21 protein-coding genes are annotated in these 21453 nt (G+C 63.4%); 15 read left to right on the top strand and 6 right to left on the bottom strand.

Features of this window, described 5'->3' with window-relative positions; genetic code table 11:
* Positions 1-22: 22 nt before the first annotated feature.
* Positions 23-1312 (bottom strand): OprD family porin, encoded by a 1290-nt coding sequence (locus tag IAE37_RS12190; RefSeq protein WP_201173842.1) that lies wholly within the window; start codon positions 1310-1312, stop codon positions 23-25.
* Positions 1313-1511: 199 nt separating this feature from the next.
* Here IAE37_RS12190 and IAE37_RS12185 point away from each other — a divergent pair, with 199 nt between their 5' ends.
* Both IAE37_RS12185 and IAE37_RS12180 read left to right on the top strand, forming a co-directional pair.
* Positions 1512-2183, top strand: a complete 672-nt coding sequence (locus IAE37_RS12185; protein ID WP_201173840.1) for a response regulator — start codon at positions 1512-1514, stop codon at positions 2181-2183.
* Complete coding sequence (locus IAE37_RS12180; protein ID WP_201173838.1) at positions 2176-3555, top strand: sensor histidine kinase; 1380 nt, start codon at positions 2176-2178, stop codon at positions 3553-3555. The genes IAE37_RS12185 and IAE37_RS12180 overlap by 8 nt, the downstream gene beginning before the upstream one ends.
* A gap of 28 nt (positions 3556-3583) precedes the next feature.
* On the opposite strand, the gene IAE37_RS12175 is transcribed toward IAE37_RS12180, so the two are convergent.
* Together IAE37_RS12175 and ygfZ are read right to left on the bottom strand one after the other, a co-directional pair.
* Positions 3584-4390 (bottom strand): HDOD domain-containing protein, encoded by an 807-nt coding sequence (locus IAE37_RS12175; protein WP_201173836.1) that lies wholly within the window; start codon positions 4388-4390, stop codon positions 3584-3586.
* Positions 4391-4445: 55 nt separating this feature from the next.
* Positions 4446-5387, bottom strand: a complete 942-nt coding sequence (gene ygfZ / locus IAE37_RS12170; protein WP_201173834.1) for a CAF17-like 4Fe-4S cluster assembly/insertion protein YgfZ — start codon at positions 5385-5387, stop codon at positions 4446-4448.
* Positions 5388-5521: 134 nt separating this feature from the next.
* On the opposite strand from ygfZ, the gene IAE37_RS12165 reads away from it, so the two are divergent.
* Both IAE37_RS12165 and IAE37_RS12160 read left to right on the top strand, forming a co-directional pair.
* Positions 5522-5776: an FAD assembly factor SdhE gene (locus IAE37_RS12165; RefSeq protein ID WP_110742715.1), complete on the top strand. Its 255-nt coding sequence runs from the start codon at positions 5522-5524 to the stop codon at positions 5774-5776.
* The gene (locus tag IAE37_RS12160; protein WP_201173833.1) at positions 5760-6230 is read left to right on the top strand and encodes a protein YgfX; all 471 of its coding nucleotides are present in this window, start codon (positions 5760-5762) and stop codon (positions 6228-6230) included. Before IAE37_RS12165 ends, IAE37_RS12160 begins: the two co-directional genes overlap by 17 nt.
* Before the next feature lie 36 nt (positions 6231-6266).
* On the opposite strand, the gene nadB is transcribed toward IAE37_RS12160, so the two are convergent.
* Positions 6267-7871, bottom strand: a complete 1605-nt coding sequence (nadB, locus tag IAE37_RS12155) for an L-aspartate oxidase (protein WP_201173830.1) — start codon at positions 7869-7871, stop codon at positions 6267-6269.
* Positions 7872-8306: 435 nt separating this feature from the next.
* Here nadB and rpoE point away from each other — a divergent pair, with 435 nt between their 5' ends.
* From rpoE to pdxJ, 10 genes are all read left to right on the top strand, one after another.
* Positions 8307-8888, top strand: a complete 582-nt coding sequence (gene rpoE / locus IAE37_RS12150; RefSeq protein WP_003252049.1) for an RNA polymerase sigma factor RpoE — start codon at positions 8307-8309, stop codon at positions 8886-8888.
* Positions 8889-8919: 31 nt separating this feature from the next.
* Positions 8920-9510, top strand: coding sequence for an RseA family anti-sigma factor (locus tag IAE37_RS12145; protein WP_201173829.1), 591 nt, complete (start codon positions 8920-8922; stop codon positions 9508-9510).
* A gap of 12 nt (positions 9511-9522) precedes the next feature.
* Positions 9523-10494 carry a MucB/RseB C-terminal domain-containing protein gene (locus IAE37_RS12140; RefSeq protein ID WP_201173828.1) on the top strand — a complete coding sequence of 324 codons (972 nt, stop codon included), beginning with the start codon at positions 9523-9525 and terminating at the stop codon, positions 10492-10494.
* Between the two features lie 210 nt (positions 10495-10704).
* Positions 10705-12108 (top strand): DegQ family serine endoprotease, encoded by a 1404-nt coding sequence (locus IAE37_RS12135; protein ID WP_442967809.1) that lies wholly within the window; start codon positions 10705-10707, stop codon positions 12106-12108.
* A gap of 182 nt (positions 12109-12290) precedes the next feature.
* Entirely contained in the window at positions 12291-14090 is a 1800-nt protein-coding gene (lepA, locus tag IAE37_RS12130) for a translation elongation factor 4 (RefSeq protein WP_201173826.1), read from the top strand.
* Positions 14091-14095: 5 nt separating this feature from the next.
* On the top strand, positions 14096-14950 hold the full coding sequence (gene lepB / locus IAE37_RS12125) for a signal peptidase I (RefSeq protein ID WP_201173825.1): 855 nt from the start codon (positions 14096-14098) through the stop codon (positions 14948-14950).
* 161 nt (positions 14951-15111) lie between these two features.
* Positions 15112-15801, top strand: coding sequence for a ribonuclease III (rnc, locus tag IAE37_RS12120; protein WP_201173824.1), 690 nt, complete (start codon positions 15112-15114; stop codon positions 15799-15801).
* Complete coding sequence (gene era / locus IAE37_RS12115) at positions 15794-16696, top strand: GTPase Era (protein WP_201173821.1); 903 nt, start codon at positions 15794-15796, stop codon at positions 16694-16696. Before rnc ends, era begins: the two co-directional genes overlap by 8 nt.
* Before the next feature lie 123 nt (positions 16697-16819).
* Positions 16820-17503, top strand: coding sequence for a DNA repair protein RecO (gene recO / locus IAE37_RS12110; protein ID WP_201173818.1), 684 nt, complete (start codon positions 16820-16822; stop codon positions 17501-17503).
* 61 nt (positions 17504-17564) lie between these two features.
* Positions 17565-18287 (top strand): pyridoxine 5'-phosphate synthase, encoded by a 723-nt coding sequence (gene pdxJ / locus IAE37_RS12105; RefSeq protein WP_236409931.1) that lies wholly within the window; start codon positions 17565-17567, stop codon positions 18285-18287.
* A gap of 55 nt (positions 18288-18342) precedes the next feature.
* Here pdxJ and cmoB read toward each other — a convergent pair whose 3' ends face one another.
* Entirely contained in the window at positions 18343-19299 is a 957-nt protein-coding gene (gene cmoB / locus IAE37_RS12100) for a tRNA 5-methoxyuridine(34)/uridine 5-oxyacetic acid(34) synthase CmoB (RefSeq protein WP_201173812.1), read from the bottom strand.
* Entirely contained in the window at positions 19296-20039 is a 744-nt protein-coding gene (gene cmoA / locus IAE37_RS12095) for a carboxy-S-adenosyl-L-methionine synthase CmoA (RefSeq protein WP_201173810.1), read from the bottom strand. Before cmoA ends, cmoB begins: the two co-directional genes overlap by 4 nt.
* Positions 20040-20268: 229 nt before the next feature.
* On the opposite strand from cmoA, the gene IAE37_RS12090 reads away from it, so the two are divergent.
* Entirely contained in the window at positions 20269-21450 is a 1182-nt protein-coding gene (locus tag IAE37_RS12090) for an alpha-xenorhabdolysin family binary toxin subunit A (protein WP_201173809.1), read from the top strand.
* Positions 21451-21453: the final 3 nt, after the last annotated feature.

The raw sequence follows: 21453 nt of genomic DNA, 5'->3' as shown, positions 1-21453 counted from the left end.
TGGGCGTTGTTGTTATGGGGTGTTACCAGAGGGCCACGCTGTAGCTCACCAGCAGGCGGACTTCGTCGGCATCGCGGGCGAAGTTGGAGCGGAAAGTGGCGTTGCGCAGGCGCACGGCGACGTTTTTCAACGGGCCGCTTTGTACCACGTACTTGAGCTCGGTATCGCGTTCCCATTCCTTGCCCTCGCCGCCAGCGGCGCGGCTGACGTTGTCGCCGCTGATGTAGCGGGTCATGAAGGTCAGGCCGGGCACACCGAGGGCGGCGAAGTTGTAGTCGTAGCGCGCTTGCCAGGAGCGCTCGTCGGCGCCGGCGAAGTCGTTGATCTGGACGAAGTTGACCAGGTACGGGTCGGCGCCATCGACGTAGGGGAAGGCGCTGTCGCCAGACAGCTGCTGCCAGGCAGCGCTGACCTTGTGGCCACCCAGGGCGTAGCTGAGCATGCCGTTGAAGGTGGTGTTGTCGATGCGCCCAGCCTTGGCCTGGCCGGCGTCGTCGCTGAGCGCCAGGCGCAGGTCGGCGCCGAAGGTACCCGGCCCCCATGGCTGACTGGCGACCAGGCCGATGAAGTGCTGGCGATAGATGTCGTCGAGCTGGGCGAAGTGGTAGCTGCCGGTGAGGCGATCGTTGAACTGGTAGTCCAGGCCGGCCAAGGCCAGGTTGTCGGCGCTGAAGGTGCCGCCGAAGCGGCCGTTCTTGTTGTTGAGGGCGAGGTCTTCCCAGTTGGTGTCGTTGCGGTCCTTGGCTTTGTCCAGGCGCCCGCCGGTGAAGGTCAGGCCCTTGATCTCGCGGGAGGTGAGCAGGCCACCCTCGAACGTTTGCGGCAGGATGCGCCCATCGTTGGGCTGCAGGGTGGGCAGTTCGGGAATCAGGGTGCCGATCTTCAGTTCGGTCTGCGACACCTTCACCTTGCCGGTCAGGCCGAGCTTGGAGTATTCGTTGGCGGCCTTGCCGTCGTCATGGGTGGGCAGCAGGCCGGTGTCGGTGCGGTCGGGGCTGGAGTCGAGCTTGATGCCGAGCATGCCCAGCGCATCCAGGCCGAAGCCCACGGTACCGTCGGTGTAGCCGGACTCGAAGTTGAGCATGAAGCCCTGGGCCCACTCGTCGCGCTTGGATTGCTGCGCGCTGGTGCCGTCGCGAAAGTCGCGATTGAAGTACATGTTGCGGGTTTCGAAGGTGGCCGTACTGTCTTCGAAGAAGGCGGCCTGGCTCATCGGGGCGGCGCCGGCAAGCGCAAAGGCGCTGGCGAGGGCAGAGGGGCGTGCGGACAGGGATCGGCGAGGCGCGAACGCCTGAGGCTGCGATGACAGCATCGGGATGACTCCGTTTTTTTGTTCTTATTCGTTGCACCTTGCTGGTGCTTTTTGCGGCGCATGGTGCGACCGTGGTGCGATGCTAGGTAACGAACCTTTCACCAACCTTTCATCGTGAAAGGATTGTTACAAGGGGCTTCACAGTGCCGGAGACAGCGGTACACTCCGCGCCACCGCCCACTCGAGCAGGGAGAATCCGATGCGTGTGCTGCTGGTCGAAGACCATCTGCAATTGGCCGAAAGCGTGGCCCTGGCCCTCAAGAGCCAAGGCCTGACCGTGGATGTACTGCATGACGGCGTGGCCGCCGACCTGGCCCTGGCCAGCGAAGACTATGCCGTGGCCGTGCTGGATGTCGGCCTGCCGCGCATGGACGGCTTCGAGGTGCTGGCGCGCCTGCGCGGCCGTGGCAAGACCGTGCCGGTGTTGATGCTGACCGCGCGTAGCGACGTCAAGGACCGCGTGCATGGGCTGAACCTGGGGGCAGACGACTACCTGGCGAAGCCTTTCGAGCTGACCGAACTCGAGGCCCGGGTCAAGGCGTTGTTGCGGCGCAGCGTGCTCGGTGGCGAGCGCCAGCAGCGCTGCGGGCCGCTGGTCTACGACCTGGACACCCGGCGCTTCAGCCTGGGCGAGGACAACCTGACCCTGACCCTGCGCGAACAGAGCGTGCTCGAAGCCCTGATCGCCCGCCCCGGGCGGGTGATGAGCAAGGAGCAACTGGCTGCCCAGGTCTTCGGCCTGGATGAGGAAGCCAGCCCCGACGCCATCGAGATCTACATTCACCGCCTGCGCAAGAAGCTCGACGGCCAGCCGGTAGCCATCGTCACCTTCCGCGGCCTGGGCTACCTGCTCGAGCATCGCGATGCGTGACGCCGGCAGCCTGCGTTGGCGGCTGCTGGGCAACCTGGCGTTGCTGCTGGTGGTGCTGATGCTGGCCAGCGGCCTGAGCGCCTACTGGAATGGCCGCGAAGCGGCCGATACCGCGTACGACCGTACCTTGCTGGCCTCGGCGCGGACCATCGCCGCCGGCCTGTCCCAGCGCGACGGCAGCCTGAGCGCGGATGTGCCCTACGTGGCCCTGGACACATTCGCCTACGACAGTGCCGGGCGCATCTATTACCAGGTGCTGGACATCAACCATAAGCTGATCTCTGGCTACGAGAACCTGCCGCCACCCCCCGCGGGCACGCCACGCACCGATGCCTACCCGGCGCTGGCACGCTTCTACAACGCCAGCTACCTGGGCCAGGACGTGCGGGTGGTGAGCCTGTTGCGGGCGGTGAGCGAGCCGAACATGAACGGCATGGCCGAGATCCGCGTCGCCGAGACAGAAGAAGCGCGAGAGCGCATGGCGCGCGGGCTGGCGGCCGATACCTTGCTGCGCCTGGGGATGCTTGCGCTCGCCGCGCTGCTGATGGTCTGGTTCGCCGTCAGCGGCGCCCTGCGGCCCCTGGAGCGCTTGCGCTCGGCGGTGGAAGAGCGCCAGCCCGACGACCTGCGGCCCTTGCCGGTGGTACCGGTGCAGCGTGAGCTGCGGCCGTTGGTCAGCGCCTTGAACCACTTCACCGAGCGCCTGCGTGAGCAGTTCGAGCGCCAGGCGCAGTTCATCGCCGATGCCGCCCACGAGTTGCGTACGCCCTTGGCGGCGCTCAAGGCGCGGGTCGAGCTGGGGCTGCGCTCGGAGCAGCCCGAGCAGTGGCGCCAGACCCTGGACGCCGCAGCGCAAGGCACCGACCGCCTGACCCACCTGGCCAACCAGTTGCTCTCGCTGGCGCGGGTGGAGCATGGCGCCCGGGCGATTGCCGAAGGCGGCGCGCAACGCCTGGACCTCAGCCAGCTGGCCCGCGAGCTGGGCATGGCCATGGCGCCGTTGGCGCACAAGCGCGGCGTGGCGTTGGCGCTGGAGGCCGAGCAGCCGGTGTGGCTCAAGGGTGAGCCGACGCTGCTCAACGAGCTGCTCAGCAACCTGGTGGACAATGCCCTGGCGCACACGCCGGTGGGGGGCAACGTGATCCTGCGGGTGGTGGCACCGGCGGTGCTCGAGGTCGAGGACGACGGGCCAGGGATTCCCGAAGAGGAGCGGGCGCGGGTGTTCGAGCGGTTCTATCGGCGCAGTGCTCAGGGCAGTGGCCTGGGCCTGGCGATCGTCGGGGAGATCTGTCGGGCGCACCTGGCGCAGATCAGCCTGCATGATGGGGAGCAGGGTGGGTTGAAGGTGCGGGTGAGTTTCTCTGCCGATTGATGGGTCGGCCGAGTAGAAAAACTGTCTTCTAGCGCAACATGCTCCGGGCTTCGAGCAACTCACCGATCTCCAGCTCGGTACCGAACGGCAGCCCCAGGTGCCGGTAGGCCGGCAGCGCCGCCAATGGCCGGCTGCGCCCGCGCTGGCTGATGCAGCGGGCGATCTGCACGACGTCGATGTAGTCCACCTTGTCGGTGCGTCGGTCCAGGTCCTGTACCTGGCTCGGCAGGTTGACCAATTGCTCGGGGAACTCCCACGACGTGAGGATCTTGTCGCCCAGCACCGGCTGGATCTGCTCGATCACGTAATGCAGGCAGACTGGGTCGGACAGCAGTTCGTTGTGCTCTTCGGCATAGATCAGCACCGGCAGCGCGCCGATCTGGTTGACCAGGCCGCCCAAGGTCGCCTGGTCCGGTTTCAGCTGGGTGTAGCGGCGGCACAGTTCATAGCTGATGCCCGCCACCTCCAGGCTGTTCGCCCAGATGTCCCGGAGTTTTTGCTCCACTGCAGGCGAGCGGGCATGGAAGATCTGTTCGATCACCAGGCCGATGGCCAGGTTGCAGCTGTAGTTGATGCCCAGCCGGGTGATCGCCGTGTGCAGGTCGGTGACCTCAACGGCCGCCCGCAGCAAGGGGCTGTTGACCACCTTGATCAGGCGTGCCGAGAGCGCTGCATCGCGGCCGATCACCTTGCTCAGGGCGGCCACGCTGATCTCGCTGTCCTCGGCGGCATCACGGATGCTCAGGGCAACTTCCGGGAGGGTGGGCAGGACCAGGTCGTCGTTGCTGATGGCGTCGAGCAATTGCGCTTGGACCATTTCGGCCAGCTTGTTCATGGGCTTCTCTACGGCAGTGGTGATGCAGCCCCGCGCCAGGAGCGGGGCAGGCGGGTCAGCGCTGGATTTCCCGGTCGCGATCCAGTTCGTAAGGCAGGCTCGACACAGCCAGGCGTGGCCCAGCGAGGCTGCCCAGGTGCAGGTTGTCGTCGGCCACGGCCTCGGCGCTGAGTACGGCAAGCAATTCGCAGCCCTCGCCGGTACTGGCAGCCAGCACCACTTCGCCGACTGAGGATCCATGGGTGGGCGAGAAGATTTCCGTGCCTGGGGCGGGGACCTCCCGCTGCTCCAGGGCCAGGCGGTACTGGCGGCGCTTGAGCTTGCCCAGGTACTGCATGCGGGCGACGATTTCCTGGCCGGTGTAGCAGCCTTTCTTGAAGCTCACGCCGTCCACTGCCTGCAGGTTGATCATCTGCGGAATGAACAGCTCGCGGGTCGGCCCCATCACTTGGCCGATGCCGGCACGGACCTGGCCCAGCAGCCATTCGTTGAGGCTGGCCTCGGGCAATGCGGCCTCCAGGCTTTCACGTACGGCGGCGGCCTGCTCGGCCGGGGCCCACAGCTCGACCCGGCCCGGCGAAACGGCGATGGCGATCAGCCCGGCACGACGCACCGTGGCGCCGGCGCTTGCGGGTACCTGCAGGCCCAGGGCCTGCAGCGCAGCGTCACCCGCCTGCAGGCCGAAGCGCGCCCATGCAGCGCTTTCATCGGTGAGCGTGGCCTTGGAGAACACCGCATATTTCTTCAGGTCGGCCATTTGCGCCTCGAGCAGCTCGCTGGCCATGGCCAGCAGGTAGCCGTTGCCCTCGGGCAGGATGCGGAAGCTCGACTGCATGCGCCCCTTGACCATGCAGCGGGCGCCGAGGCTGGCGTGTTCGGGGCTCAGGTAGTTGATGTTGCAGGTCAGCTGGCCCTGCAGGAACTTGCCGGCGTCCGAGCCGCGAACGGCGAGGATACCCTCGTGGGACAGGGGGCTGTAGAAAGCGGAATCGGCCATGGTTCATCGCGGTGGCTTAAGACTGGCGGCCATCATAGAACGCTGGTAACAAAATAGGTAGGTGACTAGACCAACGCCTTGTGCCGCTGCGTTCGCCGCTTGGTATACTGCGCGACCTATTCGAGGAGGGCCCCATGGTCGAACAAACTGAACTCAACCGGCTTTTCTGGCATAGCCGCCGCGGCATGCTGGAGCTGGACGTACTGCTGGTGCCTTTCACCCAGGAAGTCTACCCGAGCCTGAACGAGACCGACCGCGAGCTCTACGTGCGCCTGTTGAGCTGTGAGGATCAGGACATGTTCGGCTGGTTCATGGAGCGTACCGAGTCCGAAGACCCGGAGCTGCAGCGCATGGTCCGTATCATCCTGGACCGTGTCCAGCCCAAGTGATTGTTTCCAGTGCCGTTGGCGGGGCTCGCGCCTGCTGCTGACGGCCTACCTGAGCTGCCAGGCGCTGGCGCTGCTGACCTTGTGGGCCAGCGCATTGCCTGGCTGGCTGTCCCTGGCGCTGGTTGCCACCTGTATCGCCCATGCCTGCTGGGCCATTCCCCTACGTATCGTGCTGACGCATGCGCGTGCCGTCACCGGACTGCGCCGGGATGCCTGTGGCTGGTGGGTATTCAGCCCGGCGCTGGGCTGGCAACCGGTGCGCTTGTGCCGGGACAGCGTGGCCCTGCCAGGGTTGGTGGTAGTGCGCTACGTCCGCGCCGGGCGCTGGTTTGCCGAGAGCCAGTGCGTGCCTGCGGATGCCTTGGCAGCGGAGCAGCATCGGCGCCTGCGGGTGAGGTTGAAGTTCAGCCGCAGGCGCTGGGCGGACAATGCCGGCAATCCTGGGGGCCTGTAGGCGCCCGCGGGCTGGCGAAAGCGACAGGCGCCGATTTCACACCGGGCAGAGAATGGTATCCCTGGCCTCGTCGAGCATTCCCGGATAATCCAGGGTGTAGTGCAAGCCCCGGCTTTCCTTGCGCTGCATCGCCGAGCGAATCATCAGCTCCGCCACCTGGGCCAGGTTGCGCAACTCGATCAGATCGCGGCTGACCTTGTAGTTGCTGTAGAACTCGTCGATTTCGTCCAGCAGCAGGCGCACGCGGTGCTCGGCCCGCTGCAGGCGCTTGCTGGTGCGCACGATACCGACGTAGTCCCACATGAAACGCCGCAGCTCGTCCCAATTGTGCGCGATGATCACGTCCTCGTCAGAGTCGGTGACCTGGCTGGCATCCCAGCAGGGCAGGGCGTTGGGCATCTGCACCTGGTCGAGGTTGGCGTGGATGTCGGCGGCAGCCGCGCGGCCGTAGACGAAGCATTCGAGCAGCGAGTTGCTGGCCATGCGGTTGGCACCGTGCAGGCCGGTGAAACTGGTTTCGCCAATGGCATACAGCCCTGGGACATCGGTGTGGCCGCGATCGTCGACCATCACCCCGCCGCAGGTGTAGTGCGCGGCAGGCACCACCGGGATCGGCTGGCGCGTGATGTCGATGCCAAAGCCCAGGCAGCGCTCGTAGACGGTGGGGAAATGCTGCTTGATGAAGTCGGCCGGCTTGTGCGAGATGTCCAGGTACACGCAATCCACGCCCAGGCGCTTCATCTCGTGGTCGATGGCGCGGGCGACGATATCGCGCGGGGCCAGTTCCTCCCGTGGGTCGAAGCGCGGCATGAAGCGCTCGCCGTTGGGCAGGCGCAACAACGCACCTTCGCCACGCAAGGCTTCGGTCACCAGGAAGCTCTTGGCCTGCGGGTGGTACAGGCAGGTCGGGTGGAACTGGTTGAATTCCAGGTTGGCCACCCGGCAACCGGCGCGCCAGGCCATGGCGATGCCATCGCCGCAGGCACCGTCAGGGTTGCTGGTATAGAGGTAGACCTTGGCGGCACCGCCGGTGGCCAGCACGGTGAAGCGCGCACCGAAGGTGTCCACCTCGCCGGTGTTGCGGTCCAGCACATAGGCCCCCAGGCAGCGTTCGCCCGGCAGCCCCAGGCGGCGCTCGGTGATCAGGTCGACCGCCACGCGCTGTTCCAGCAGTTCGATGTTGGCGCGTTTGCGGGCCTGGGCCAGCAGGGTGGTGAAGATCGCCGCGCCGGTGGCGTCGGCGGCATGGATGATACGCCGGTGGCTGTGGCCGCCCTCGCGGGTGAGGTGGAACTCGAAGCCGCCGTCATCGACGCTGTGCCGGTCGTCGCGGGTGAACGGCACGCCCTGCTCGATCAGCCACTGGATCGCCTCGCGGCTGTGCTCGACGGTGAAGCGCACCGCCTGTTCGTCACACAACCCGCCGCCGGCGTTGAGGGTGTCCTCGACGTGGGATTGCACGGTGTCGGTGTCGTCGAGCACCGCGGCGACACCGCCCTGGGCCCAGAAGGTCGAGCCGTTGGCCAGGTCGCCCTTGCTCAGGACCGCGATACGCAAGTGGCTGGGAAGGTTCAGTGCCAGGCTGAGGCCGGCGGCACCGCTGCCGATCACCAGGACATCATGTTGGAATTGTTGGCTCATGTCGGGACACTAGTAATCTTCGGAAGGGGCGCGGCACAATAGTCACGCGCCGATGGCAATGTGAAACTATCGTGAATACTGGCCGGGTTGCCTTTATAGCAGCCCCCGGTGGCCAATTTCCATGCCACCTGCGAGCGAGGGCAATCTTCGTGGGAACTTTCCGATAGCCCCGGAAATCCTATGAAGGCTGCCCGTATGCCGGCATATTGCCACGGCGACGCAGGGCAGCAGCTCTACCCGGGCTGGCACCCGCGTATTCGAAACCTGATTATCGACGCCCGCGATCCTGACCGCGCCGCGTCTTTCGTGCGAGCCGACCAAGGGCCGCAGGAAACTTGCTTGGAGGGGAGAACTTTTGCGCAAAGCCCGAGTCTATGTTTGCAAGCCTGAACGATGGCAGTTGCAACGCTCCTTCAGGTTCATTGAGGAGTGTTCATGCTAACCCAGGAAGAGGATCAGCAGCTGGTCGAGCGCGTTCAGCGCGGTGATCGGCGAGCGTTCGATCTGTTGGTGCTGAAGTATCAGCACAAGATTCTGGGGTTGATCGTGCGGTTCGTCCATGACACCCACGAAGCCCAGGATGTGGCGCAGGAAGCCTTTATCAAGGCCTACCGTGCGCTTGGCAATTTCCGCGGTGACAGTGCGTTTTATACCTGGCTGTACCGCATCGCCATCAACACGGCGAAGAACTACCTGGTGTCCCGTGGAAGACGGCCGCCAGACAGCGATGTCAGCTCCGAGGATGCGGAGTTTTACGACGGCGATCATGGTCTCAAGGATCTCGAGTCCCCAGAGCGCTCGTTGTTGCGGGATGAAATCGAAGGCACCGTCCATCGCACCATCCAGCAACTGCCCGAAGACCTGCGCACGGCGTTGACCCTGCGTGAGTTCGATGGGTTGAGTTACGAAGACATTGCCAGTGTCATGCAATGTCCGGTGGGTACCGTGCGCTCTCGAATCTTCCGCGCTCGGGAGGCCATAGACAAAGCCCTGCAACCTTTGTTGCAGGAAACCTGAGACAGCGGCGACAGCCAAGAGAGGAACCGCCATGAGTCGTGAAGCTTTGCAGGAATCGCTGTCCGCGGTAATGGATAACGAAGCGGACGAACTGGAATTGCGTCGGGTGCTTAATGCCGCCGACGATGCCGAAACCCGTGCCACCTGGTCGCGTTACCAGGTCGCGCGTGCAGCCATGCACAAGGAACTGCTGCTGCCCAAGCTGGATATCGCCTCGGCCGTATCCGCCGCACTGGCCGACGAAGCCGCGCCGGCCAAGGCCAAGCAGGGCCCATGGCGCAGCATTGGCCGCCTGGCCGTGGCCGCTTCGGTGACCGTTGCCGTGCTGGCGGGTGTACGCATGTACAACCAGGATGAGATCACAGGTGCCGAGCTCGCTGCCCAGCAGCCTGCCCAGCAGGGCCTGAGCATGCCACAAACTCAGGGCCCCGCCGTGTTGGCCGGCTATAGTGAGAGCAGTGAGCAACCGACCGGGCCGATGGCCAACGGCGTGCTGCAGAACCAGGCTGGCTGGGACCAGCGCCTGCCAGGTTACCTGCGTCAGCACGCCCAGGAATCCGCGCTCAAGGGCACTGAAACCGCACTGCCCTACGCACGCGCCGCCAGCCTGGAAAACCGTTAAGTAAGGAGGACCATGCGCGCGCTACCTCTCTTGTCGCTGCTGCTAGGCAGCTGCATGACGGTGCCAGCGTTGGCGGCCAACTCTTCGCCCGAGGCGAACGAATGGCTGAACAAGCTGGCACAGGCCGAGCAGAAACAGAGTTACCAGGGCTCCTTCGTCTACGAACGTAACGGCAGCTTTTCCTCCCACGATATCTGGCATCGCGTCCAGGACGGCAAGATCAGCGAGCGGCTGCTGCAGCTCGATGGTGCCGCCCAGGAAGTCGTGCGCGTGGACGGCAAGGTGCAGTGCGTCAGTGGGGCGCTGGCCAGCGATCTGGCCGGCGCAGCGCCGTCGAACTCGGCACCGCGTGTGCTCGATCCTCTCAAGCTGATGAGCTGGTACGACCTGAGCGTGGCGGGCAAGTCGCGGGTGGCCGATCGCGATGCAGTGATCGTCACCCTGACCCCGCGCGACCAGCATCGCTACGGCTTCGAGTTGCACCTCGACCGGGGGACCGGCCTGCCGCTGCGCTCGTTGATGCTCAACGACAAGGGGCAACTGCTCGAGCGCTTCCAGATGACCCGCCTGGACACCGATGACGTACCCAGCGACGAGGACCTGCATGCCAGCGCGGCCTGCAAGCCGGTGCAGCGCAGCGACAAGCCTGCCGGCGAAGCGGTGGTGGGCTGGCGTTCGGACTGGTTGCCACCCGGGTTCGAGCTGATCAACAGCTCGGTGCGTCGTGACAGCGAGCGCGGCAGTACCGTGAGCAGCCTGATGTATGACGATGGCCTGACCCGCTTCTCGGTGTTCCTCGAACCCATCAGTGGCGATGCAGGCACCGATACCCGTACCCAACTCGGCCCGACCGCCGCAGTGTCGCGGCACCTGAACACGCCGAAAGGCGAGGTGATGGTCACCGTGGTGGGCGAGATACCCCTGGGCACGGCAGAGCGCGTTGCGCTGTCGATGCGGCCCCAGGATAGCCAGGCGCGCCAGTAGCGGTGCGCCTTTTTTCAGCCGTGCCAAGCCCCGGAATACCGTGGCTGAAATGAAATTAAAGCATTGTCATTTGCAATCCTTCGCCAAATTTTCTATAGGTCAGGCTTCTCGGGGTCTGGCCTTTCCTGCGTTTGCAGGGGCTTAACTGCTAACTACGCTCGTTGTGACGGGAGCCGTATGTCAATACCACGCTTGAAATCCTACCTATCGATGTTCGCCGCCGTGCTGATGCTCGGCCAGGCGCTTGCTGCCCAGGCCGAAGAAGCCCTGCCGGACTTCACCACCCTGGTCGAGCAGGCTTCGCCGGCGGTGGTCAACATCAGTACCAAACAGAAACTGCCGGACCGCCTCGCGGGTGGGCAGATGCCCGACCTAGAAGGCCTGCCGCCGATGTTCCGCGAGTTCTTCGAGCGCAGCATCCCGCAGCAGCCCCGTTCGCCGCGTGGCGACCGCCAGCGTGAGGCCCAGTCGCTGGGCTCGGGCTTCATCATCTCCAGTGATGGCTATGTGCTGACCAACAACCACGTGGTGGCCGATGCCGACGAGATCATCGTCCGCCTGTCGGACCGCAGCGAGCTGCAGGCCAAGCTGGTCGGTACCGATCCGCGCACCGACGTAGCCCTCCTCAAGGTCGACGGCAAGAACCTGCCGACCGTGAAGCTGGGAGACTCGGAAAAGCTCAAAGTCGGTGAGTGGGTGCTGGCGATCGGTTCGCCGTTCGGCTTCGATCACTCGGTGACCAAAGGTATCGTCAGTGCCAAGGGGCGTACCCTGCCGAACGAAACCTACGTGCCGTTCATCCAGACCGACGTGGCGATCAACCCGGGCAACTCCGGAGGCCCGCTGTTCAACATGAAGGGCGAAGTGGTCGGTATCAACTCGCAGATCTTCACCCGCTCCGGCGGTTTCATGGGCCTGTCGTTCGCCATCCCGATCGACGTGGCCCTGGACGTTTCCAACCAGCTCAAGAAAGACGGCAAGGTCAGCCGTGGCTGGCTGGGCGTGGTGATCCAGGAAGTCAACAAGGACCTGGCTGAATCCTTCGGTCTCGACAAGCCGGCCGGTGCCCTGGTAGCCCAGGTGCTGGAAAACGGCCCGGCGGCCAAGGGTGGCCTGCAGGTGGGTGACGTGATTCTGAGCATGAATGGCCAGCCGATCGTCATGTCGGCAGACTTGCCGCACCTGGTCGGCAGCCTGAAGGATGGCGAGAAGGCCAAGCTGGAGATCATCCGCAACGGCAAGCGCCAGACCCTGGACGTTGCCGTCGGTGCCATGCCCGATGACGATGCCGACATCGGTAGCGGTACCGGCCCGGAAGGCACTGCCGAGCGCAGCAGCAACCGCCTGGGTGTATCCGTGTCGGATCTCACCGCCGAGCAGAAGAAGACCCTCGAGCTCAAGGGTGGCGTGGTCATCAAGGAAGTCCAGGACGGCCCGGCGGCGCTGATCGGCCTGCGTCCGGGCGATGTCATCAGCCACCTGAACAATCAGGCGATCGCCTCGGCCAAGCAGTTCACCGAGATCGCCAAGGAATTGCCGAAGAACCGTTCGGTGTCCATGCGCGTCCTGCGCCAGGGGCGGGCAAGCTTCATCACCTTCAAGTTGGCTGAATAAGCTGGCATGGAGGTAGGAAAGGGCAGCTTCGGCTGCCCTTTTTCATGAAGTTTCATCCCTGCGGCGATTAAGCCCACATAGACTGCCGATCGAGGAACCTCCCATATCCCTGAAGCTTGAGGTACAATTCCCGGCTATTTTTCGGCGGGCGTCCGGCTCGCAGCCTTTTCGAGTGTTGACCTGTGAGTGATTTGAGTCATATCCGCAATTTCTCCATCATCGCCCACATCGACCATGGCAAGTCGACGCTGGCCGACCGTTTCATCCAGATGTGCGGTGGCCTGACGGCGCGCGAAATGGAAGCCCAGGTGCTCGACTCCATGGATCTGGAGCGTGAGCGCGGGATCACCATCAAGGCCCACAGCGTCACGCTCAACTACAAGGCGCAGGACGGCAAGACCTACCAGCTGAACTTCATCGACACCCCTGGCCACGTCGACTTCACCTACGAAGTCTCGCGTTCGCTGGCGGCGTGCGAAGGTGCGCTGCTGGTGGTCGATGCCGGCCAGGGCGTCGAGGCGCAATCGGTCGCCAACTGCTACACCGCCATCGAGCAAGGCCTCGAGGTGATGCCAGTGTTGAACAAGATGGACCTGCCGCAGGCCGATCCGGACCGCGTCAAGGATGAAATCGAGAAGATCATCGGCATCGACGCCACCGACGCCGTGGCCTGCAGCGCCAAGAGCGGCATGGGCGTCGACGAGGTGCTCGAGCGCCTGGTGCATACCATCCCGGCGCCCGAGGGTGAGATCGACGCGCCACTGCAGGCGTTGATCATCGACTCCTGGTTCGACAACTACCTGGGCGTCGTGTCCCTGGTGCGCGTGCGTCATGGCCGCGTCAAGAAGGGCGACAAGATCCTGGTCAAGTCCACCGGCAAGGTGCACCTGGTCGACAGCGTCGGTGTCTTCACGCCCAAGCACACCCAGACCGCCGATCTCAAGGCCGGCGAAGTGGGCTTCATCATCGCCAGCATCAAGGACATCCACGGTGCACCGGTCGGTGACACCCTGACCCTGTCCACGACCCCCGAGGTCGAAGTGCTGCCGGGCTTCAAGAAGATCCAGCCGCAGGTCTACGCCGGCCTGTTCCCGGTCAGCTCCGACGATTTCGAGGATTTCCGCGACGCCCTGCAGAAGCTCACGCTCAACGATTCCTCGTTGCAGTACATGCCGGAAAGCTCCGACGCCCTGGGCTTCGGCTTCCGTTGCGGCTTCCTCGGCATGCTGCACATGGAGATCATCCAGGAGCGCCTGGAGCGCGAATACGACCTGGACCTGATCACCACCGCGCCAAGCGTGATCTACGAGCTCGAGCTCAAGACCGGCGAAACCATCGTCGTCGACAACCCGTCGAAGCTGCCTGACGTCTCGGCAGTGGCCGATTTCCGCGAGCCGATCGTTACCGCGACCATCCTCGTGCCCCAGGAACACCTCGGCAACGTCATCACCCTGTGCATCGAGAAACGCGGCGTGCAGCGCGACATGCAGTTCCTCGGCAGCCAGGTGCAGGTGCGCTACGACATGCCGATGAACGAGGTGGTGCTGGACTTCTTCGACCGCCTCAAGTCCACCAGCCGCGGCTACGCTTCGCTGGACTATCATTTCGATCGCTACCAGTCGGCCAACCTGGTCAAGCTGGACGTGCTGATCAACGGCGACAAGGTCGATGCCCTGGCATTGATCGTGCACCGCGACAATGCGGCCTACAAAGGCCGTGCGTTGACCGAGAAGATGAAGGAACTGATTCCTCGGCAGATGTTCGATGTGGCGATCCAGGCAGCCATCGGCGGCCAGATCATCGCGCGGACAACCGTCAAGGCGCTCAGAAAGAACGTACTGGCCAAGTGCTACGGTGGTGACGTCAGCCGTAAGAAGAAGCTGCTGGAGAAGCAGAAGGCCGGTAAGAAACGCATGAAACAGGTGGGCAACGTGGAAATTCCACAAGAAGCCTTCCTCGCCGTGCTCAGGTTGGATAGCTAGGTCCTATGTCGCTAAATTTCCCGCTGTTGCTAGTCATCGCCGTTGCCGTCTGCGGCCTGTTGGGCTTGATCGACCTGCTGTTCCTGGCTCCGCGCCGGCGGGCAGCGGTCGCCAACTACCAGGGCAGCGTCAACCAGCCAGAAATGGCCGTGGTCGAGCGCTTGAACAAGGAGCCGTTGCTGGTCGAGTACGGCAAGTCGTTCTTTCCGGTGCTGTTCATCGTGCTGGTGCTGCGCTCGTTCCTGGTGGAACCGTTCCAGATTCCTTCGGGGTCGATGAAGCCGACCCTGGAAGTGGGCGATTTCATCCTGGTAAACAAGTTCTCCTATGGCATCCGCCTGCCTGTGATCGACAAGAAGGTCATCGAGGTGAGCGACCCGCAACGCGGCGATGTGATGGTCTTCCGCTACCCCAGCGATCCGAACGTCAACTACATCAAGCGTGTGGTCGGCCTGCCAGGTGACCAGATCCGCTACACCAGCGACAAGCGGTTGTTCGTCAACGGCCAGCCGATTGCCGAGCAGCTGGTAGGCGCCGAGCCGGGCACCCTGGGCAGCGCCGAGCTGTACAAGGAGAAGCTGGGCGAGGCCGAGCACCTGATTCGCAAGGAAATGACCCGCTATCGCATGCCGCCGGACCAGCAATGGACCGTGCCGGCCGGCCATTACTTCATGATGGGCGACAACCGCGACAACTCCAACGACAGCCGTTACTGGGACGATCCCAATATCCCCCAGGCGCTGCATGGCATGGTTCCGGACCGCAACATCGTCGGCAAGGCCTTCGCGGTGTGGATGAGCTGGCCAGAGCCCAAGCTCAGCCACTTCCCCAACCTGTCGCGGGTCGGCCTGATCCATTGATACCCAACGGCGCTGTCCAGCAGACAGCGCCGAATGCATTTCTGACATAGGCTGTGTTCTCAGGGATCGGGAGATCCGCCGCCCGCTGCGGTGGACCACAGCCAAACAGTCTTCCAGGATGTTGATTTGAACAACGCGTTGAACAACCCACGGGTGGCCGCATGAGTGCTTCCCTTGCCCGTCTTGAGCGCAAGCTCGGTTATACCTTCAAGAACCAGGATCAGATGCTCCTGGCCCTGACGCATCGCAGTTATGCCGGGCGCAACAACGAGCGTCTGGAATTCCTCGGTGACGCCATTCTCAACTTCGTGGCCGGCGAAGCGCTGTTCGAGCGCTTCCCGCAGGCCCGCGAGGGCCAGCTGTCGCGCCTGCGTGCGCGTCTGGTCAAGGGCGAGACCCTGGCCCGCCTGGCGCGCGGCTTCGACCTCGGCGAATACCTGCGGCTGGGCTCGGGCGAGCTCAAGAGCGGGGGGTTCCGCCGTGAGTCGATCCTCGCCGACGCCCTCGAGGCGTTGATCGGTGCCATCTATCTCGACGCCGACATGCAGACTGCCCGTGAGCGCATCCTCGACTGGCTGGCCAACGAGTTCGACGGCCTGACCCTGGTCGATACCAACAAGGACCCGAAGACGCGCCTGCAGGAGTTCCTGCAATCGCGTGGCTGCGAGCTGCCGCGCTACGAGGTGGTGGACATCCAGGGCGAACCGCACTGCCGCACCTTCTTCGTCGAATGCGAAGTGGTGCTGCTGAACAACAAGAGCCGTGGCCAGGGCGTGAGTCGGCGTATCGCCGAGCAGGTCGCCGCCGCTGCCGCATTGATCGCCCTGGGCGTGGAGAATGGCAATGACTGATAGCAATCCGACCCGCTGCGGCTACGTGGCCATCGTCGGCCGCCCGAATGTGGGCAAGTCGACGCTGCTCAACCACATCCTCGGGCAGAAGCTGGCGATCACCTCGCGCAAGCCGCAGACCACCCGGCACAACATGCTCGGGATCAAGACCGAGGGTGAGGTGCAGGCGATCTACGTCGACACCCCCGGCATGCACAAGGCCAACGACAAGGCCCTGAACCGCTACATGAACCGCAACGCCTCGGCGGCCCTGAAGGACGTCGACGTGGTGATCTTCGTGGTCGACCGCACCAAGTGGACCGACGAGGACCAACTGGTGCTCGAGCGTGTGCAGTACGTGACCGGCCCGCTGATCATCGCGGTCAACAAGACCGACCGCATGGAAGAGAAAGCCGAGCTGATCCCGCACCTGCAGTGGCTTCAAGAGCAATTGCCGAACGCCGAAGTGATGCCGATTTCCGCGCAACAGGGGCATAACCTCGAAGCGCTGGAGGCCCAAATCGCCAAGCACCTGCCGGAGAACGAGCATTTCTTCCCGGAAGACCAGATCACCGACCGTAGCAGCCGCTTCCTGGCTGCCGAACTGGTGCGCGAGAAGATCATGCGTCAGCTCGGTGCCGAGCTGCCGTACCAGATCACCGTGGAGATCGAGGAATTCAAGCAGCAGGGCCATGTGCTGCATATCCATGCCCTGATCCTGGTCGAGCGCGATGGCCAGAAGAAGATCATCATTGGCGACAAGGGCGAGCGCATCAAGCGGATCGGCTCCGAGGCGCGCAAGGACATGGAAGTCCTGTTCGATTCCAAGGTCATGCTCAATCTCTGGGTCAAGGTCAAGGGTGGCTGGTCCGATGACGAGCGTGCCCTGCGTTCGCTGGGTTACGGTGACCTGTAATTCAACCTGAAGCCTCAGGTTGCTCTGTAGGAGCGGGTTTACCCGCGAATGCGATGGTGGCTCCACCGACGCCTTCGCGGGTAAACCCGCTCCTACAGTTCTATGAGGCCTTAGAGGCAGTGCATGGAACAACCTGACGCCCAGCCGGCCTACGTGCTGCACAGCCGTGCCTACAAGGAAACCAGCGCGCTGGTCGACTTCCTCACCCCCCAGGGCCGGATGCGAGCGGTGTTGCGCCGTGCCAGGGGTAAGGGCGGCAGCCTGGTACGGCCGTTCGTGCCGCTGGAGGTGGAGCTGCGCGGGCGCGGCGAGCTGAAGAACGTCGGCCGCCTGGATACCCAGGGTATCGCTGCCTGGCTGCATGGCGACGCCCTGTTCAGTGGCCTTTATCTCAACGAACTGCTGATGCGCCTGCTGCCGGCCGAAGCGCCACACCCCGCATTGTTCGAACACTACACCCTCACGCTGCAGGCACTGGCGGCTGGCCGGCCGTTGGAGCCATTGTTGCGCTCGTTCGAATGGCGCCTGCTGGATGAGCTGGGCTATGCCTTCGCCCTGGACCACGACGCCAATGGCCTTGCGGTGGATGCCGCTGGCCTGTATCGCCTGCGGGTCGACGCTGGCCTGGAGCGGGTCGAGCTGGTGCAGCCGGGTTTGTTCAAGGGCACCGAGCTGCTGGCCCTGGCGCAGGCCGACTGGGACGCCCCCGGCGCCTTGCTCGCGGCCAAACGCCTGATGCGCCAGGCACTGGCGGTGCACCTGGGGCCAAAACCACTGGTCAGCCGGGAACTGTTTCGCAAGCGTTGAGCACGTCGTATCCTGTAGCGCTAAACCATCAGGAGAGCCTTTCGTGACTCACAGCAACCGCATGCTTCTTGGCGTCAACATCGACCACGTGGCGACACTGCGCCAGGCCCGCGGCACGCGTTACCCAGACCCGGTCAAAGCCGCCCTGGACGCCGAAGAGGCCGGCGCGGACGGCATTACCGTGCATCTGCGCGAAGACCGCCGGCACATCCAGGAGCGTGACGTGGTGCTGCTCAAGGACGTGCTGCAGACCCGCATGAACTTCGAGATGGGTGTCACCGAAGAGATGATGGCGTTCGCCGAGAAGATCCGCCCGGCGCACATCTGCCTGGTTCCCGAAACCCGCCAGGAGCTGACCACCGAAGGTGGCCTGGACGTGGCGGGCCAGGAAGCCCGAATCAAGGCTGCGGTCGAGCGCCTGTCGCGTACCGGTGCCGAGGTGTCGCTGTTCATCGATGCCGACGAACGCCAGATCGAGGCCTCGCGCCGTGTCGGTGCCCCGGCCATCGAGCTGCACACCGGGCGCTATGCTGATGCCGAAACCCCGACCGAGGTGGCCGAGGAACTCAAGCGCATCAAGGATGGCGTAGCGTTTGGCGTCGGCCAGGGGCTGATCGTCAACGCCGGTCATGGCCTGCACTACCACAACGTCGAGGCGGTGGCGGCGATCAAGGGTATCAACGAGCTGAACATCGGCCATGCACTGGTGGCCCATGCCTTGTTCGTCGGCTTCAAGGCGGCTGTGGCGGAGATGAAGGCGCTGATCGTGGCGGCCTCGCGCTGAGGCGTATCACCATCTGTAGGAGCGCCCCGGCAAGGCCGCTCCTACACACAGAGTCTTACTTGCGCGCCAGCAGGGTGGCGCGACGCGGTGCCGGCAGGCCTTCGACGGTCTTGCTGTGGTCGTCGGGGTCGAGGAAGTCGCCCAGCGACTGGTAGCGCATCCATTCGGTGCTGCGCTGTTCCTCGACACTGGTCACGCTGACGTCGACGCAACGCACGTCGCTGAAGCCAGCGCGGCGCAACCAGCGTTCCAGCGCCGGAACGGACGGCAGGTACCAGACGTTGCGCATCTGCGCGTAACGGTCTTCGGGCACCAGTACTTGCTGTTCGTCACCCTCGATCACCAGGGTTTCCAGCACCAGTTCCCCGCCCTTGACCAGGCAGTCCTTCAGCGCCAGCAGGTGCTCAATCGGTGAGCGGCGATGGTAGAACACCCCCATCGAGAATACCGTGTCGAAACCTTCGAGGTTGGCTGGCAGCTCCTCCAGGGCGAAGGGCAGGTGCCAGGCTGGCAGCTCGGGTAAATAGTGCTGCACCGCCTGGAACTGACAGAAGAACAGCCAGTTGGGGTCGACGCCGATGACCATGTCGGCACCCGCGCCGAGCATGCGCCACTGGTAATAGCCATTGCCACAGCCTACATCGAGCACGCGTTTGCCCTTGAGGTCCAGGTGCGGGCTGATCCGCGACCATTTCCAGTCCGAGCGCCATTCGGTGTCGACGTGCACGCCAAACAAGTCGAACGGGCCCTTGCGCCAGGGCGACAAGCCCATCAGCGCTTGGCGCATTTGCGCGCGGGTGGCGTCATCGCAGGCGCAGTCCAGACGCAGGCCGTCGACCAGGTCGATGTCGCTCGGTTGCAGGCGGGGCAGGGCTTCGAGGGCGCCACGCCAGCGATCGAGGTCGCCGTGGCCTTTTTTCAGCTTGGTTTCGAGCTGGACTTGCAGGCCTTGCGACCAGGAAGCCAGGGGCGTACCCGCCAGACGGCGGACGAGGGGGGACAGATCGATCATGGCAGGGCTATCAGTGAGGCGAAGTTGAGGCATTGGAACCATGGCACCACTTTGCTGAAGCCGGCTGCACGCAGACGCTCCTTGTGGGTTTCCAGAGTATCGGGCTTCATGACGTTCTCGATGGCGCTGCGCTTCTGGGCGATTTCCAGTTCGCTGTAGCCATTGGCCCGCTTGAAGTCCAAGTGCAGCTCGTTGAGCAGGGTCTGCTCTTCGTGGTCGGCGAAGTGCAGTTTTTCGGAGAGGATCAGCGCGCCGCCGGGGAGCAAGGCCTGCCGAATGCGGCCGAGCAGCGCCAGGCGTTGCTCGGGGGCGATGAACTGCAGGGTGAAATTCATCGCCACCACCGAGGCCGGTTGCAGCGCCAGGGCGAGGATATCTGCCTCCAGCACTTGCACCGGCAACAGTTCTTGGAACATCGAGTCCTGGGCGGCCAGGTATTGGCGGCAGCGCTCGACCATGGCAGCCGAGTTGTCCACCGCGATCACCTCACAGCCTTCGTTGCGCACGTGGCGGCGCAGTGCTTGGGTGACCGCGCCGAGCGAGGCGCCGAGGTCGTACAGGGCGGTGTGCGGCTGGGCGAAGCGCGCGGCGAGCACGCCGAGGTTTTCCACGATGGTCGGGTAACCGGGCACCGAGCGCTTGATCATGTCCGGAAACACGCGCACCACGTCCTCGTTGAAGACGAAGTCGGGCACCTGTTCCAGGGGCTGGGCGAAAAGCCGGTCGGGTTGCTTGCTCACGGTGAACTCGTGCAGGGAAACGGGGCGCTATTCTAGCCAAAACCGGCCGGTGCTGCCTAACCATCGGACCAGTGCCGCAATGGCGTACGGAAATGCTTCCTTCAATCAAATCTCCGGCATGAGCAGGTGATTTTTCTTCATGCGTACCGTAACTACCCCGACTTCGGATTCGCGCAGACAAGCCTAGAGTGCTTCACGTAGTTCAGTGTCGACTCATTGGAGGCCTTGCATGGTAAGTGAAAGTAAAGAATATTTAGCCTTGTTCCCGCCGGCTGATAAACCCTCGCAGCAGTCCTATACTTTTGAAGAGTTGGATGAGGAGCAACGCGCCGTGTTGGTGCCGGCTCAGATCTTCGACCATAAAAAAGATGACCCTGCGTTTATATTCAGTGCCGACAACCTGCAGACGATCAAACGTTATGAGCGGGCCGTTCGGCAGTTGCCACTCCGTCAGGAAGTAGACGCCAATCTCGCCTTTGGGGTATTGGGTATACAGACCGCTGACGTCAATGTGCTGTTCGATAACCTGCGCACGCATGTCAACTCCTGGGATGCTATCGAAGATGCCTGTAAGAAGTTAGGTTCAGACTTGCAGGTGTTTGCCGAGACGCTGACACTGGAGGGGGCTGAGTTGGTATCGGAACTCAAGTCGATGCCTTCCTGGGATTCGCAGGTCGTCAGCAAAGAACTCGCCGACTCCACGTTGACGACCGAAGAGGCCAAGACCTTCCGGGAGAAGGTAGACAGCCAACTCGCCGTCATTCGCGAGGACATCAACGGAAAACGCCGTGGTACCCAGCAGGTCAGGGAACTGGTCGACCGCTTTGGTGATGACATCAGTGAAAACCTCAAGCCCATGGCCAATGCCCTGTCTTTGCAGGTTCAGGCTCAGTCCATACCCGAAAAATTGCTGTCCTTGCAGCGAGCAGTCGCTGAATTGGATAAGAAAATTCAGCAGAAGCTCGATCAATACAACAAGCTGGTCGGCTATTCCTTTACTGGGCTGGCTTTTGGTCCAATCGGGCTGCTCATCACCGGCGGGGTGTATGGCTCCCAGGCCGAGACGGTGAGAAGTGAAAAAAACGCATTGATCGAACAACGCGCGAGACTGGACCTTGATATCAAGGATCTTACAGGAGACGTCGGTGGGTTCGAAGCCATTGGTGAACATATTGCCGACATACAATTCCGTCTGGTCGATGTCGGCGTGGCGGCCAAGAACCTGGAAGATATCTGGATCTTGCTGGAGGCCTACGTCGATCATTCCCTGCGCAGGGCTAACAATGTTTCAACCCAGCAGGAAGTTCTGCGGTTCGTAGTTTCTTTCGAGCGGGTCATCAGTCCATGGGAAAAGATCAAGGATATATCGAAGCACCTCTCCAGGCTCTTCAATGAAACCGTGAAAATCTAAAAA

The organism is Pseudomonas sp. S31, assembly GCF_016648105.1.
GTDB lineage: Bacteria > Pseudomonadota > Gammaproteobacteria > Pseudomonadales > Pseudomonadaceae > Aquipseudomonas.
Note: the sequence above shows the minus strand (reverse complement) of the source record. Positions and strands in the feature narration are given on the sequence as shown.